The organism is Geobacillus sp. DSP4a, assembly GCF_013096875.1.
Taxonomy (GTDB): domain Bacteria; phylum Bacillota; class Bacilli; order Bacillales; family Anoxybacillaceae; genus Geobacillus; species Geobacillus thermophilus.
In genome coordinates, this window is record NZ_SDLD01000013.1 from 1 (window position 1) to 15956 (window position 15956).

Below are 15956 nucleotides of genomic sequence, written 5' to 3' on the forward strand. Positions count from 1 at the left end.
ATAGACCTTTTTGACTTGAACGTTCATAAGAGAAAAACTCCTTTACGTTCCTTGTGTGTCAAGGATTCATTCGACATCGGAACGAAAAAATCCTCCCGATTTTCGTCGAGAGGGTGCGAAATGTGAGATTTAATGTTCATAATTATATTAAATGCTTAAAAAGCCTTTTGATACGGTTTCTTGGAAGAGGTTATGGAATGACAGTAGGTTGACCAACTTAATCGCAAAAAGAAAAGCCCCGCAGAGATTTCTCTCCGCGGAGCTTTTCGACATTTTTCAAGCGATGACACTGTGTACCTACCCTAATTATCTTGTAACAGTTAACTCGATTACCACAGGTTCAGCTAATAAGTTCTTAGCTGGGGTTACTGTAGTATCGTTTGAACGAGTAACTTCTGTTAATAAAATTTTAGCTGTTCCTTGTTCCTTGTCAGTTACTAAATTGAATGTAGCTGTTTCATCATTACCAGTAAACTCTACTCCGTCTTTAGAGATTACAGTAAATTTGAATTTTAAGTTTTGTGTTCCTGGAATTACTGAATTATTAATTGCTACTGCACCATTATCATAATTAGACTGATTTAATTGAAGAATTGCTGGACCATATGGCAACTTCACATTGTTTTGGCTTACTAATTCAATAATTGGATTGAATTTATAGCCTGTTGAGCCATTTTTGATGGCAATAGATTTTTTAGTACCACTGTAATCATCAAAAATGTATTGATCTTCATTAGCAACACCAAATAACACATCTTTAATCATTTTTTTTCCTGTTAGTTTCTCTAATTCACTTAAATCTACTACAGGTTTCGTATTCTTCACAGATACTTTGTATGCTACCTCACTAGAGTTTTTAACAGCTACATCAACTGTTCCAAACGCAAGTTTGTTCGCACCTACTTTTGTAGAAACTGTAATTTTACCATTTTCTCCAAATAATGTGTCAGCACCTGAAGCAAAACTATATGTTACTGCTGCAACATCCCCTACTGTAAATTTAGTAGGTGTTACCCACTTTCCAATCACGCTATTATCTGTATCAAATGTAAATTCAATTTCATCGTTTGTAGAGATAACAACATCATCAGCAGTAGAAGTAAGATCTGTTCCACGGTTTATAGATTTTACACCTTTTTTAACTGGACGAATTTTATCACCTTGAGCGTCTACTTCCCAAAGCTCTATTTTTGCTGTTGGATGAAGTGTAGCATCTAGATCGTTTTCTTTAAATACTTTCAAAGCTGTTACTTCACCGATATCTTTAATTGTTACAGGTAATTTTTGAGAAGAAACTAATGTTTCTGTTCCTGAAGTTGTATCATAGAACTTCACGTATACATCAACATTTTCATCAGCTGTTACATTACGATCTGATTTTGTTTTAACTTTCAAACCTTCAAGAACGCTGTTATTAATTTTAATTGATCTAGTAGACGTATCACTCAAGTCTAATTTATTGCTATCAGTAGTCACTACGATTTTTCCATATTTAGTCTCATTACCATTATTATAAGTAACATTAATCTCTACTTTATCAGATGTTACAGTAGTACCAGTGACACTGATAGAAACATTATTATCATTGTTAGTGTTCCCATCTTTAAACAATGCTTTATATTGGTCCTTTAAGACTACATCAAATTCAGCAGATTTTAAAGAATTGTCTACTAAATCTGTTTCACCTGCTTGATCTTCAGCTAACACTAGAGCTGTTTTGTTTAACGCAATTTCTTTTACTTCAGGATAATTACGTAGTTCAATATTTGCATCATAGCTAAATGAACCACGAGTTACTTTTACAGTCGCTTTTCCTTCTTTCTTTGCAGCAAACAATACTTGACCAGTAGAAGGATTTACTTGTAATAAGCTACCACCTGAAGTTACTTCGTATTTCACTACTTCAGAGTTTTTCGATTTAATTTCTTCTGTTAATGGGTCTTTATTGTTGTCATAACCGAATACACCTAGTCTATAATTTGTAGCCGTATCATTTGCATAAATGACTGTACGATTTGCACCAGCAGCACGTAAAGCTTCAAATTCTACTGTATTGTTAGGCATATCATCAGATGTACCATTATTCTTAGCTAAATGGAAGCCAGCCGCATTTGCTACATACTGCTCTGTTACTTTAATAGTTTTAACACCAGTTTCCAATACCGTACCATCTTTTAATTTGTACTTAATATTTACATTTGCAGAACCTGCAGCAAGGATATCTCCAGTTGTAGCAATTACAGTTGTATTGTTAGTTTCTAAGATTTTTTGATCAATTAAGCTTTCAGATACAGCTTTTCCATCAATAGTAGCTGTTACATAATCGAAAATATTATCTTTTTTCGGTGAATTCGGATAGATAGTGAAATCTGTTTTAGCTAACTTTAATTCTTTTGATTGTTCAATAGAATATAGGAATGAAGCTGTTAAATCATTAATTGTGTTACCATTTGCATCTTTTAAACCAGTTACTTTAACAGTGTATGTTGTACCACTCGAGAAATCCGTGCTAACTGTTAATGTAACTACTTTACCTTCTACTTTTACGTCCGTTACAGAAAGGTTAGTAACTTCAAAATTTTGTGGTTTTAAATCTAATTTACTTACATCTTTATTGAATGTTATTGCAATTTGTTTTGAGTTAATCGCACTTACACTCTCAACCTTCGGCGTCAATGCTGCTTCATACGCCGCATTGGCGTCTTGTGCTGCTTTTTGCAGTTCAGCTTTGAACGCATCGGTTACTTTCGATACGTATTGGTTGACTTGGTCAAGCGCGGCTTTCGCTTTGTCCAGGTTGCCGGCTTTGACGGCGTCTTGCGCTTCACGCGCTTTCATGGCAACAGTGATGTCGTAGATCAAGCTGTCGCGCAGTTTTTGCGCTTCGGCTTTGAATTGCGAGCGAAGCAGTTCGCGCGTCGATTTGCCGTAGACGCGGTCGAGAATGACCGTGCGCGTTCTGAGCTCGTACGAAATTTTGTGGTAGAGCTCTTCTGCCTTTTTCAAGTCTTTTGCTTCGACAGCTTTCGCCAGATCTTGACGCAGACCGTCAAGCTTGACTGCGTAGTTGTAAGCGTCGATGTACGTAGCCACGCGCGCTTCGCCCGATTTCGGGTTGGCTTTGAATACATACGTTTCGTATGTAGCTTGCAAATCAGCCAAATACGCGTCTTTTTTCGCGCCGCCGGCTTTGTTCACGACAGCAACCGCGTTTGCATACGCTTGTTTCGCTTTGTTGTAGGCGGCATATACGTCGCGGATGTTCGGGAGTTTGCCCGTTTCCGTTACCGTGTGGCTGTACGCATAATACGCTGCTTTAAATTGCGCTTTCGCTTGGCTGACGACCGTCGCCACGTCCGTTGCTGCTTGGGAAGTGTGCGGGTTGGCGGCGACGAAAGCGCTCGCTGCTACAGCGCTGGCTGTGGCGAGTTTGACTGCTTTCTTTTTGTCCATAAAGCCTAAAATCCCCCTTCGTTTTTATGAAACTTTAAGACAATGATCCTAAACGGCTGCCGTTTAGTAGATTCATTGCCTAAAAGGTGCTAACATGAATCAAGATCATCCTGTGTGTCCAGATGATAGACTTATTAGCAAGGCTATCATCCAGTGCTAGCACTTTCACATCATTCCTTAATGCTCCACGTCTCCTATAATAATACATTTTTCTTCTAAATTCTAGCCCTAAATACAACTTTTTTAGAGAATATGCCATTGAAATTATTTCCATCGATGACGACATTGATATGAATATGCCTGTAACAGAAATTTAGAACAATATTTTGGCAGTTTGATGGTTTTGGTTGGCAAACATTTTGCGCAAAAACATCAATCGTTTTTCTTCACCGTGACGTCCATCGGTTGGCCAAGCGTCATTTTGACGACGTCATAGCGGTCATTCAAGTACAAATCGAGAAAGCGGAACTGTCCTGCGAATTGTTCCGGGCTGTTCGTGATGGAAAATTGCAGCTGCATGGCGTAATCGCCGCTGTTGGCGAGCTGTTCGGCGATTTTTTCGATCTCTTCCTTCGGCACGTTGTACGCTTTTAAGTAAGAGATCGAGTCGGCGATCGCTTCGGCATTGTCGTTGAAATAAATGGAGAGTGTCACCGCGGCGCCGTCGATGCGGCCTTCAAGCGGCAATGACATATTTTGGCCGTATAAATACCAGCCGAACAGACGATTTCCTTTTTGCCGCTCAATGACGAACGGGACGGATTCATTTCCTGCCTGAAGAATGTATTGCCCTTTCAATGAGCGGGCGACAAGGGCGAGAAGTTCGTCTTTGGTGAACGGCACGTATTGGATGGCATCCCCTTGTTTGGCATACAGTCCGCCGCCGAGGCTGTAATAGACGGCGCCGCCTGCCCGTTTTTGGCTGTAGGCGCGATACTCGCGCCCTTGTTTCGCCGTCATGGCGGACTGCCATGCCGCTCCGTTCAGGCGGTATAGAGGCGTGTCGCGCAAAATGACGACTTTGCCGATCATGCCTTGTTTCCATTGGACTTGCCCCCATTGGACGGCGGCGTTAACCGTTTGCCCATTTCCTCCGAGGGCGATGGCGGCGGCGAGGCAGATGGCGGCTGCCATGTGGAATGGTCGTGTCATGTTCTGGTTCCTCCTTTTGCGTTTCGCTGTCAGTGTTGTATGCTAAAACAGCCGCTTCGCCCCCAAGTACCGCTGTTTCCAATACGGTTGGTCGAGGCGGCTCGTCGTCACGCCGGTCGAAGCGCCGCTATGGATGAACTGGCCGTTGCCGATATAGATGCCGGCATGCGACGGGCTATTCGTGGTCGTGGCGAAAAAGACGATGTCGCCGACTTCCGGGGCGGAAACCGATGCGCCTGCATTCCACATCAAGGCGACGGTGCGCGGGATGGGGACGCCTTGTTGCTGGAACAGGTAGAAAATGAAGCCGCTGCAGTCAAATCCCTCTTCCGGCGTCTCGCCGCCCCAAACGTACGGGACGCCGAGCAGTTCGGCCGCATCGGCGACGAGTTCGATGACGTCCAGCTTCGCCGCAGGGGCTTGTCCGATCAGGCGCTCGTATGTTTCGCCGTCCACAACGCCGGTTGCGGGGAGTTGGGCCGCTTGTTGGAAACGGCGGACGGCATCGGCGGTGGCGGTTCCGTAGTAGCCGGTGATGTCCGTCCAGAAGTAGCCGAGCTCTTTGAGCTTCGTCTGAATGCGCTTGACGTCGTCGCCGAGCGCGCCGATTGAGAGGCGAACCGCCAGGCGCTCGCGCTCGATCGGTGCAGGGGAGGTCGTTTTCGCTTTTACTGCGCTCGCGAGGCGGGCAGCGGTTTGGTTGTCGACCGCGCCGGTCACTGGCAGGCCGTTGTCGCGTTGAAAGCGGCGGATGGCGTCGGCGGTCAGCACCCCATAGTAGCCGGTGATGTCCGAATACGTAAAGTAGCCGAGTTGTTTGAGCTGTTGCTGCAGCTTGCGGACTTCGTCGCCGCGCGCCCCAACGGTCAGCGCCGCAGACGGTGAGGGCGAGGAACCTTCTTCTTTTTGCTTCAGCCGCTCAAGCGTCGCCCGGTCCGCCCGGCCGGTGGCGGGAAGCCCGTTCGCCCGTTGAAACTGCTTCACGGCATCGGCCGTCACCGCGCCATAGTAGCCGGTGATTTGCGGATAGCGAAAATAGCCGAGCTGTTTCAGCCGGCGTTGCAAATCACTGACGGCCGCGCCGCGGGAACCGATGGCGAGCGTGTCGTTTGACGCAGGCGCGCTTTTGAGCTTCGCGTAGGTGGCGTCATCGACGATGCCGGTGGCCGGCAAGTTCACCGCCTGCTGGAACGCCTTCACCGCTTCTTCGGTAATCGGCCCGAAGTAGCCGGTCGCCTGCGGATAGGTGAAAAAGCCTTTTTCTTTTAATAGCTGTTGCAGCTCTTTGATTTTGAAAGAGCTCATGCCCTCTTTCCATTCAGCCGCCTTCCCTTCATCCGGCGCGAACAACAGCGCAGACGCGAAGGCAGCGGCTAGCACAACGTGGCCTCGCTTCACTTCCGCTTCCTCTCCCTTCCATCCTTCTCTTTCTTCTATCCCTCAATGCGCCCTGTTCCAACAAAAACTGACAGCACAAGCGCATTCGACGGCAAAAACAGACGATTTTCTCTCCTAATTTTAAGTATAACGAACAGATGGCGGGAAAGGAAATACTTTTTTCCATTGGGAAGCAAAGGGAACGGAAACAACACTCACCGCTGTGTGCGGTTGTTCCGGGCCGGGCATGTAAACAAATACGAGATGCGGCTTTGGTCGCAAATATACATGGACTGCAAAATTTCATAAATCAGCTGTTTTTCCATGGCCAGCCATTCATTTGTGCGGATCAACATATATTTTTGCTGGAGCTGGTTCCATTCATAGAGGGCAACAGCCAATGTTTTTCGGCGAAGGTCGAGCTTGACGATAAACATGTACAGTTGATTGACGCATTTAAACACAAAATACAGCTGAGCTTCATCGGAACAAGAAATGGTGCGGAACAACGCCTCCCCCTCGAAAGAAAAACGCTCCTTTTCCTCTCCGCTTCGCAGGCAGCGGAGGGAATCGGTGAAATTGGTCGGGGCGATGGTTTTCAACTGGATGGAGAAAGGGTTGTTCATTTCTTTAATGAACACGCGGTACATTTTTTTCCCTTTTCTTGCTTCATTTCGTTCACGAACGATCAAATCGGCGAGATAAATATTCACTGTCATCCCTCTTCTTCCTCATTATAATAGTAAATATTTACCCCTTTTTACTTATTGTACTATGGATAGAAATAGGAAAAAAGATGTCGAATGCTGGAAGGAAATGCATGCCGGTTCTTATTCTGAACGAAAAAGGTTGATGGTCGGAAAACGAACAAAAATCGCCACCGCGCTTTCCTATCTTTAAGATAATGATGTAAAGCGTGGTGACAAACGATGAGAAACCTCGGCGAGGTGCTGAAAACGTTGCGGAAACAGCAGCGTTGGACGCAAGAACAGCTGGCTGAACAGTTGAACGTGTCCCGCTCGCAAATCAGCAAATGGGAAAACGGCAGCCTGCTTCCTGACATTCAATCGCTCGAAAAGCTATGCCATTTGTTTAACGTCAGCGCTGATTTTTTACTCGGCAGCGAACTCGGACAGCGGGAAGTGCTGCGGGAAGTGAAGCGGCTGTATGGGGAAACGGAAATGGGTGAAAAGACGCTCGCTGTCGTCGATTATGTGCTGCGAAACCGCGAGATCAGCGACGCGGTGTACACGTTGGCGAAATTGCCGGAGAAAAAACGAAAACATGTCGAAACGATGCTGATCACGATCATTAAAGAGTGCGCCGAAGCCCTCGGCTGACTCCCGCCCTTCGACAAAAAAAGCGCTAACATCGGCTGCTAGCGCCATCGTTGGGGAGTCTTGCGAGGACACGTTCTTTCTCTTGGGGATTCGTCAAGAAAGGAATGAATGGGGAAACAAATCATCAAAACGGGAGAAAAAGCGCGGATTCAGCGGCCCTTTGCGGAAGTCGCGAATCCGTTTAGACGTGCTCCGGCCATTCCCGTGTTTTGCCGGAGTGGAGAAATTTGACCGAATCCGCGACGACCTCGGTCACATAGACGCGTTGGCCGTCCTTATTATCGTAGCGGCGCGTCTGAATTCTTCCCGTCACCGCCACCATCGATCCTTTCCGGCAGTAATTGGCGGTATGTTCCGCTGTTTTCCGCCATAAGACGCATGGAACGAAATCGGCATCAATCCCTCCTTCCGCGTTGCGGAAATTTCTCGCCACCGCCAAGGTGACGGTCGTCACGGCTGCTCCTTCGGCTGTGTAACGGAGCTCCGGGTCTTTCGTCAACCGCCCGACAAGCACCACTTGATTGACCATACGCCGGCGCATCCCTCCTTTCCATCCACCGCATCCTTATGATAAACGATCGCGTTTTTTGCCGTAAAACTGCGATTTTTGCATTTTTCTGCGCAATCTATAAGTACAATCCCCGGCAAATGCGGACAATGCGCCAGCAATAGCGCAGCAAAATGGCGTTTTTGTCATTTCGCAGCAAAATATGTGGATGGCTTTGGCGGAGACAGGCGCATCATCCTGTTTTTCTTCCCTTCGTTGGCTATGGTATAATCATGAATAGACAATCGTGATGAGGTGGGCGACCATGAAAACGTTCAAGCTTGTCGGGCTCTCGGTGATTGACGAGGGGATGCACCGCCGGGACATTCCGTTTATTGACGGCCTGATCATCAATAAGGAAGACGGGCAAAACCGCTGGCTCGTCGAGGCGTATTTGGATGATGAATACGAACCGGTATTTGCCGGATTGAAGGAGCGGACTGAGTTTCAACTGCAAGTGACGATCACCCACACGAGCAACGATCCGGCGAACATGCTTGTTGCCGTCCGTTCCATCACGAAAATGAACGGCCATATTAGCGTGCTGATGGAAGGGTTGATGATCCCGCGGCGGACTCATTTGGCTGAAATGGTATTGGCCGGCCTTGTTGAGAAAGGGTTGCAAGGCGAGGCGCTGCTCAAAGAATTCCGCCAGCAAATGGATGAGCGGCAAGGCGTGAGAGCGAGGGACGGACGGACATAATAAAAGGCTAGAGAGCGCGACTCTCTAGCCTTTTTGTATATCCATCGAGATCGGACGGCCATCAAACGTGGGCAGCGAAATCGACATGCACGAACGAAACCGGACAGTGTGGGCAGGTCGCCGATACGCGCCATTGACGCGCGACAGCTTTCATTCACTGACGCATCCCTCGCCAAAGCGAATGCTGTCCATGTCCATTGGCATGGACAGCTTACCATTCATTGTGAACGCGTTCCAGCGAAACGGTCTGAACCGGGCGGGCGGTGACGATGTAGCGCTTCGGGGCGCGGCCGATGAGACGGAACGGATAGCACGTCGTCACCGTCAACGTCGGACGTGCCTTGTTGACGAGAACGGTCCGGTCGTCGTCATCGACGATGCGGATGCGGACGATGCGATAATGAACAGCTGTGTCCGCCGCCCGGATGACGAGAGCATCACCGATCCCCAGTTCCCCAAGGCGGCGAAACACCGTGTCGCGATGCCCTGACAGCACGACATGCCCCTTTCCCCCCGGCCAAGCGCTGGCCGGGTAATGGCCGGCGCCGCGGCGCAGCTCTTGCTCGCGGACGCCTTCGTATACTGGGATCGCCACCCCGAGCTTCGGAATGACCAGCTCGCCAAGATGCGCCCCCAGCGGAGCAGCGGCTTGTTCAACCGGACGGCGGGACACGGGGGCGGCTTCGGCCGCCGATGATGGAGACGAATCCGAGGCAGGCAAGCGAGCCGCTTCTTGATTCGCTGCTTTCCAGCCAACGATGTACCAATAGCCGTTCCAACCTGCTGTTGCCGCTCCGATGGCGAAAACGGCTGCGGCCGCCCAGCGGGCAGCTTTGCGTTTCCATCGATACCGAGGCGCAGCTTTCCGCACTGTCTGCTCCCTCTTCACAGCCGCTCACCCTTTAAGGCGCCCCGCCCGCCGGTAAAGGAGAGCGCCTGCGACAGCCAGCAGCAACCCGGCCGCCGCCTGCGGCAAATACGGCGACGCCGTATCCGGCAATTTTTCTCCTTGCATCATCCCCTTCATCTCAAGCGCCAGCAGCCCGGCTTCAATCCCTTTCTCCCCGGCGCGGACGATGTAGCCGGACGTCAACATGTCCCTTGTCATCGCGATATCGGCCATTTCTTCGCCTTGGCGGTTATACAATTTCACGATCGTCTTCGTATCGGCTGCAGCGGCCGCTGACGGCGTTATCTCCCGCCCGTTGACATAGTACTTGGCCTCAAGCTGCAGCAAACGAAGCGCTTTTTCCCAAAGGGCTCGCAGTTCGCGACGTTGCTCATCCGTCCACGGCCCCTCGGTCTGCTCAAACGGGCGCAGCTGCGCACGAAGCGCCGCCAGCCGCCCAGCCAATTGCGGGTCGTCAATCGAGGCGATATGGCGGGTGAAGGCGCGTACTTCTTGTTCCGTCATCCCGAGCACCCCAAGCAAGTCGTTGATTTGCTGCATGGCGGCGTTATGCTGTGAGTAAAAGCGGACGGCCCGGTCTAAGTCTTCAACAAATGTGTAGTCTTGCACCGTTTCGCCAAACTGGCCGAGCAGCGCCTCGAGCTCCTCGACCGTCAGCCCGTGCCGACGCAAAACGGCATGAAGCCGCTCGTCAGTGATGGGCGTGCCAAGCCATTGTTTCATCTCATCCATGGTGCGAAAATCGGCGGCTGTCAAGCCGTATTGATCCAAATAAGCCAACAGGTCGCTCACTGTCCAGCCGACGCTCTCAGCATACTGCTCAAGCTCGCTTCGGCTGATGGCCGCCGCCCCAGCCGGAAACGAAGCGAAAACGGCGACAAGCACAGCCATTCCTAGCCATTGCCGCATTCGTTCTTCCTCCCTTCCGCTTTCTTTGACGTACATTGGTAGTATTTTCCGAACATGCCGCTCTTATGTACGCCAACCAGCGAAAAAAGAAGAAAGCTCGGCCTAGAGCGCTTGAACGTTCTCCCACCTACGCAAACGCTTAGAGATGGGAGATTCTCGGGGACACCTGCCATAAGGCAGACTGCCAGCCAGACCATCCCCGTCTGTCCCTGTGACTTGGCTGTTCCAACGAAGTCCTTCTTTCAAGATATTTTGAGCGGCGTTAGGGGACATCCATGATGGAAGACGCTGATTCATTCCCCCCTTCGGCTGATCGCGTGAAAGCGGGGGCTTCTCGGTACATAAGAACAGGCGCCCGAGTTTCGGACGCCTGTTTCGCGTTAGGAAAGGGGGCTTACGGTTGCCTGTTGGAAGTAGGCGTTGTACAAGGCGCGAACCGCCTCGTTGACGACTTCTTCTTTGACGCCGAACATCATGCTCACTTCGGACGAACCTTGGTTGATCATCTCCAAGTTGATGTTGGCGTCAGCGAGCGCAGTCGTGGCTTTCGCCGCCATCCCGATCGTTTTTTCCATCCCTTCGCCGACGACCATAATGAGCGCCAAGCCGTACTCAATCGTCACCTCATCGACGGCAAGCTCCTCGCGGATGCGGGCGAGGATGCGCTCCTCTTTTCCGTCCGCGAGCTGATCCGCCCGCAAGATGACCGACATGTTGTCGATGCCGGACGGCGTATGTTCGTAGGAGATGCCTTCGTCTTCTAAAATTTGCAGCACACGCCGGCCAAAGCCAATCTCACGGTTCATTAAGTATTTGCTGATGTTGATGCTGCAAAAGCCCGTGTCGCTCGCAATGCCGGCGACTGGTTCGTCGATGTGGTTGCGCTTGGCGACGATCCACGTGCCTGGAGCGGCCGGGTTGTTTGTGTTTTTTACGCAAACGGGAATGCCGGCGCGATAGACCGGCTCAAGCGCCTCGTCATGAAAGACGGAAAATCCGGAATACGACAGCTCACGCATCTCGCGGTACGTGATTTCTTTCAACTTGCGGGCATCAGCGACGATCGACGGATTGACGCAATAAATCGAATCGACGTCGGTAAAGTTTTCGTACACGTCCGCTTTGACGCCCGCGGCGACGATCGAGCCCGTAATATCCGACCCGCCGCGCGGGAACGTGACGATATGGCCGGACCGGGAATACCCGAAAAAGCCCGGGATTACGAGCACACCGCGGCGTTCACGAAGCTGCCGCAGCTTTTCATACGATTCCGGCAGCACTTGGGCGTTGCCCGGCTCATCGGTGACGATGATGCCGGCTTCAAGCGGGCTGACGTAGCTCGCCTCAAGCCCGCAATCTTGCAGATAGAGCGCCATGAGCCTTGCGTTATGGTCTTCGCCGCTCGCTTTAATGGCGTCAAACAACCGAGGCGGCTCGCTTCGATAGGCGCTGATTTTCGACTGCAAGTCATCGACAAGCTCGGCCAAAAAGCCGTCGGCTTCCAGCCCCAGCTCATTGGCGATGTCAGCATACCGCTTCACGATCGCTTCCATTGTTTCCTCATGCGGCTCGCCAGCCACAACTTGTTCGGCCAGCTGGATGAGCATATCGGTCACTTTCACATCGTCCTTGTACCGTTTCCCCGGCGCCGACACGACGACGATGCGGCGCTCGATATCCGAGCTGACGATGTCGGCCACTTTACGGAATTGTGCAGCGCTCGCCACCGAACTTCCACCGAATTTGGCTACTTTCATCGTTCATGACCCTTTCTGTCGAAAGTCTCTATAATTGTTTATCATATCACATTTTTCCGCCCATGGAACTATTCATTTTTTAGAAATTTCCGCCAACGTCCAAAACTGCCGCCATCGCCGGCCATGACTCTTTTCAAAACAGATGGCGCCGTGCTTCGTCAATGGAAAGACGGTGCTGCAACAGCCCCCCCTCCTTGACAAACGGATGATGGTTCAGCGCAGCGCCGTTTTTCCATCGTTCCTCCTTGATTTTTCCGAAAACGGCCGCTCTGCCTCACGTTTGCGCCACATTGCCGCGGCGGACGTTGGCGATCCCTTCTTTGCAGACGCCATACGGCAGCCACGAGCAGTTGCGGCATAACTCGTCCAAATCATCCGGCTTGACCCGTTCCGCCGTCCGCCGGATCAGTTCAGACTTCCAATACACATTGCCCGCCTCAAGCCCTAAATGGCGGATCACGTTTCCGTCGAGCGAGCGGACATGAGCGTCGGAATTCGGCCCCGCCTCGCACGTCGTCTCTCCATGATGCGGACAGGCGAGGCACGCCTCATCAAGCGCCGCTACCACTTCAATCGGAAAATCATCCTTTTCATCACGGATGCGCTCGACGATCGCCCACATCTTCTCGACGAACGATGGACTGTAGCCCATGCCCCGAAACCCATGCACACAAAGCAAATGGTGGCCGCGCAGACGCAACGGCTTCATGCTCCTCTCTCCTTTCCTTCGTCTCGTTCGAGCATATGACAGGCGCGTGAAAATATGCCTGTCGCGCCGTTCTTTCATCTCTAAAATCATCATACGCCAACTGGTCCCTAGCAGCAATCATGAATTTGACCGGCGCCTTTCCAACTTCTTTTTCATTCAAGGATGGGGAGCAACATGGTACAATGAAAGCGGCAACTTCGCAACGAAAGGAATGGCGAATGATGACGAAAGACGAAGCGGCACGTTGGCTTTCCGTTTTGCTTCACGAACTGACCAAACCATGGCGAAAAGAAAAAATCCATTCCGATGTGCTCGAAATCATTATGAAACTGCGCATCCAGGCAGCGGATGACGAACGCTATATGAATAATTTGCTCAGCAACATCGCCTTCGCCGGCGAATCGGCGCATGCGTTAAAGCAAATTTGGAGCTACATGCTGCGTGAGCAAACGTTTCTATCGCCACAGACGATCGAGGCGATGCTCACGGACGCCCAGCAAGCGATCCGGCGCCGGCTGCCGGAGCTGACCGCCCGCTACGGCCGGCCATTTGAGCAAATCGACAACTTGATAGAGCGGAAACATCAGCTCGAGCGCTCCTATAGCGCGCTCCTTCTCTTTAACCGGATCGCTACCGATTTTTTGCTTGCGTTTGTCCGCGAAGAAAATGAATCAGCCGCCCGCGCATTTTTCGCCGCCGATCCAAACGAACTGCTCGAAGTGTTCCATCATCTTTGCAGCGTCTATGCGAGCCGCTGGATTGAGGGGCTGGAAGTCGACTGATGCCCCTCCCTGCTCCGGCGGCAGGGCGGCTCGTTTTCAGGTGAAGGTCGTTGAGGCTTTTCCATTTGACAATATTGTCTAGCCATGCTAACCTAATCATTGGGAGGAATTTTTTAAATATTCCTTCCATTGTAAGCGGATACAGAATCCATTGAAGGAGGAATCGGGGATGATCTACGCACAACCAGGCCAGCCAGGCGCGCTTGTTACATTTAAAAAGCGCTACGAAAACTTCATTGGCGGCAAATGGGTGCCGCCGGTCGACGGCGAATATTTTGAAAACATTACGCCGATCACCGGACAGCCGTATTGCGAAGTGCCGCGCTCAAAAGCGGCGGACATCGAACTGGCGCTTGACGCCGCCCATGCGGCCAAAGACGCATGGGGACGCACGTCTCCGGCAGAGCGCGCCCGTTTGCTGAACAAAATCGCCGATCGGATGGAAGAAAACTTGGAAATGCTCGCCGTTGCGGAAACATGGGAAAACGGCAAGCCGATCCGTGAGACGCTCGCGGCTGACATTCCGCTTGCCATCGACCATTTCCGCTATTTTGCCAGCTGCATCCGCGCGCAAGAAGGCACGATTTCGGAAATCGATCACGACACGGTCGCCTATCATTTCAAAGAACCGCTCGGCGTCGTCGGGCAAATCATCCCGTGGAACTTCCCGATTCTCATGGCGGCATGGAAACTCGCCCCGGCATTGGCCGCAGGCAACTGCGTCGTCTTGAAACCGGCGGAGCAAACACCGACATCGATCCTCGTTCTCATCGAACTCATCGAAGATTTGCTTCCACCTGGCGTCGTCAACATCGTCAACGGCTTTGGCTTAGAAGCCGGCAAGCCGCTCGCCTCGAACCCGCGCGTGGCGAAAGTGGCGTTCACCGGCGAAACGACGACCGGACGGCTCATCATGCAATACGCCTCGCAAAACATCGTGCCGGTTACGCTCGAGCTGGGCGGCAAGTCCCCGAACATTTTCTTCGCTGATGTGATGGACAAAGACGATGACTTTCTTGATAAAGCGCTTGAAGGCTTTACGATGTTCGCCTTAAACCAAGGCGAAGTGTGCACATGCCCGTCGCGCGCCCTCATCCATGAGTCGATTTACGACGCCTTTATGGAACGGGCGCTTGAGCGCGTCAAGCAAATCAAGCAAGGCAATCCGCTCGATACGGAAACGATGATCGGCGCCCAAGCCTCCTCCGAACAGCTCGAGAAAATTTTGTCATACATCGACATCGGCAAACAAGAAGGCGCCGAACTTTTGATCGGCGGCGAGCGGAACATGCTCGAAGGAGAACTGTCCGGCGGCTATTACGTCAAGCCGACCGTTTTCAAAGGGCATAACAAAATGCGCATTTTCCAAGAAGAAATTTTCGGCCCAGTGCTCGCGGTCACGACGTTTAAAGATCATGACGAAGCGCTTTCGATCGCCAATGAGACGCTGTACGGCCTTGGCGCCGGCGTCTGGACGCGCGACATCAACACCGCGTACCGCTTCGGCCGCGGCATCCAGGCTGGCCGCGTCTGGACGAACTGCTACCACGTCTATCCGGCCCATGCGGCGTTCGGCGGCTACAAAATGTCCGGCATCGGCCGCGAAACGCACAAAATGATGCTCGACCATTACCAACAAACGAAAAACTTGCTCGTCAGCTATTCGCCGAAAAAACTCGGCTTGTTCTAATATTCATCCACCCACTCTTTCATCGCCTCCTCGTTTAGAGGCGAAGCGCCCATCATTTTGACAAGGTGTCCTGATCTTTTCGGGACACCCTCTTTTGCCTTTGGCGACACCGCTGTTGTCCCGCTTCGGCGGACCGCCGGGCGAGCGTCAATGTCGAAAACGGAAATCGAATGCATAAGGAGGGGACGTAATGGGCGATGAACCGAAAGTGATCGCCACCGAAGCGGCGTTGGCATTAATCGAAAAACTGAAAGCAAAGTACGGCCCGCTCATGTTCCACCAATCGGGCGGGTGCTGCGACGGCAGCTCGCCGATGTGCTATCCGCTCGGCGAACTGATTGTCGGCGATTCTGACGTCCTGCTTGGCGAAATCGGCGGCTGCCCGTTTTACATTGCCAAGGCGCAATACGAATATTGGAAGCACACGCAACTGATCATCGACGTCGTTCCCGGGCGCGGCGGCATGTTTTCGCTCGAAGGTCCGGAAGGCGTCCGCTTTCTCACCCGCTCCCGCGTCTTCGGACAGAGCGCAGAGGCAGGCGCGCCGTAGCCGCCCGTTGCCGATCGTCACCGTGAAGCTGCCAAGCGCCGAGCATCGCGTTGATGCGAGACCCGCCCGGCGAAATG

At 51.4% G+C, this 15956-nt stretch carries 14 protein-coding genes; 5 read left to right on the forward strand and 9 right to left on the reverse strand.

The window, feature by feature from the left end; translation table 11 throughout:
* Positions 1 to 306: 306 nt before the first annotated feature.
* From ETC02_RS17665 to ETC02_RS06395, 4 genes are all read right to left on the reverse strand, one after another.
* On the reverse strand, positions 307 to 3453 hold the full coding sequence (locus ETC02_RS17665) for an S-layer protein (RefSeq protein ID WP_253264099.1): 3147 nt from the start codon (positions 3451 to 3453) through the stop codon (positions 307 to 309).
* A 372-nt stretch (positions 3454 to 3825) separates the two neighbouring features.
* A complete protein-coding gene (locus ETC02_RS06385; protein ID WP_050367869.1) occupies positions 3826 to 4605 on the reverse strand; it encodes a hypothetical protein in 780 nt (259 codons plus the stop codon).
* Between the two features lie 42 nt (positions 4606 to 4647).
* A complete protein-coding gene (locus tag ETC02_RS06390) occupies positions 4648 to 6003 on the reverse strand; it encodes a C40 family peptidase (protein ID WP_171698134.1) in 1356 nt (451 codons plus the stop codon).
* Positions 6004 to 6197: 194 nt separating this feature from the next.
* Entirely contained in the window at positions 6198 to 6695 is a 498-nt protein-coding gene (locus tag ETC02_RS06395; RefSeq protein ID WP_371810125.1) for a hypothetical protein, read from the reverse strand.
* A gap of 216 nt (positions 6696 to 6911) precedes the next feature.
* Here ETC02_RS06395 and ETC02_RS06400 point away from each other — a divergent pair, with 216 nt between their 5' ends.
* On the forward strand, positions 6912 to 7322 hold the full coding sequence (locus ETC02_RS06400; RefSeq protein WP_050367872.1) for a helix-turn-helix domain-containing protein: 411 nt from the start codon (positions 6912 to 6914) through the stop codon (positions 7320 to 7322).
* 181 nt (positions 7323 to 7503) lie between these two features.
* On the opposite strand, the gene ssb is transcribed toward ETC02_RS06400, so the two are convergent.
* Entirely contained in the window at positions 7504 to 7863 is a 360-nt protein-coding gene (gene ssb, locus ETC02_RS06405; protein ID WP_171698135.1) for a single-stranded DNA-binding protein, read from the reverse strand.
* A 271-nt stretch (positions 7864 to 8134) separates the two neighbouring features.
* Here ssb and ETC02_RS06410 point away from each other — a divergent pair, with 271 nt between their 5' ends.
* Positions 8135 to 8572, forward strand: a complete 438-nt coding sequence (locus ETC02_RS06410) for a YwpF-like family protein (protein ID WP_063211069.1) — start codon at positions 8135 to 8137, stop codon at positions 8570 to 8572.
* A 211-nt stretch (positions 8573 to 8783) separates the two neighbouring features.
* Here the strand turns inward: ETC02_RS06410 and ETC02_RS06415 are convergent, their stop codons facing one another.
* The 4 genes from ETC02_RS06415 to ETC02_RS06430 form a co-directional block, all read right to left on the reverse strand.
* Complete coding sequence (locus ETC02_RS06415; RefSeq protein WP_063211067.1) at positions 8784 to 9443, reverse strand: class D sortase; 660 nt, start codon at positions 9441 to 9443, stop codon at positions 8784 to 8786.
* A 24-nt stretch (positions 9444 to 9467) separates the two neighbouring features.
* Positions 9468 to 10391 (reverse strand): processed acidic surface protein, encoded by a 924-nt coding sequence (locus ETC02_RS06420; RefSeq protein ID WP_063211065.1) that lies wholly within the window; start codon positions 10389 to 10391, stop codon positions 9468 to 9470.
* A gap of 380 nt (positions 10392 to 10771) precedes the next feature.
* The gene (locus ETC02_RS06425) at positions 10772 to 12148 is read right to left on the reverse strand and encodes an aspartate kinase (protein WP_033008226.1); all 1377 of its coding nucleotides are present in this window, start codon (positions 12146 to 12148) and stop codon (positions 10772 to 10774) included.
* Positions 12149 to 12422: 274 nt separating this feature from the next.
* A complete protein-coding gene (locus ETC02_RS06430; protein ID WP_033008224.1) occupies positions 12423 to 12857 on the reverse strand; it encodes a DUF1284 domain-containing protein in 435 nt (144 codons plus the stop codon).
* Between the two features lie 218 nt (positions 12858 to 13075).
* Here ETC02_RS06430 and ETC02_RS06435 point away from each other — a divergent pair, with 218 nt between their 5' ends.
* The 3 genes from ETC02_RS06435 to ETC02_RS06445 all read left to right on the forward strand — a co-directional run bounded on the left by ETC02_RS06435 (position 13076) and on the right by ETC02_RS06445 (position 15879).
* A complete protein-coding gene (locus tag ETC02_RS06435; RefSeq protein WP_033008223.1) occupies positions 13076 to 13639 on the forward strand; it encodes a hypothetical protein in 564 nt (187 codons plus the stop codon).
* A 169-nt stretch (positions 13640 to 13808) separates the two neighbouring features.
* Positions 13809 to 15329 carry an aldehyde dehydrogenase gene (adh, locus tag ETC02_RS06440; RefSeq protein ID WP_033008222.1) on the forward strand — a complete coding sequence of 507 codons (1521 nt, stop codon included), beginning with the start codon at positions 13809 to 13811 and terminating at the stop codon, positions 15327 to 15329.
* Between the two features lie 190 nt (positions 15330 to 15519).
* On the forward strand, positions 15520 to 15879 hold the full coding sequence (locus ETC02_RS06445) for a DUF779 domain-containing protein (protein WP_033008221.1): 360 nt from the start codon (positions 15520 to 15522) through the stop codon (positions 15877 to 15879).
* Positions 15880 to 15956 lie beyond the last annotated feature (77 nt).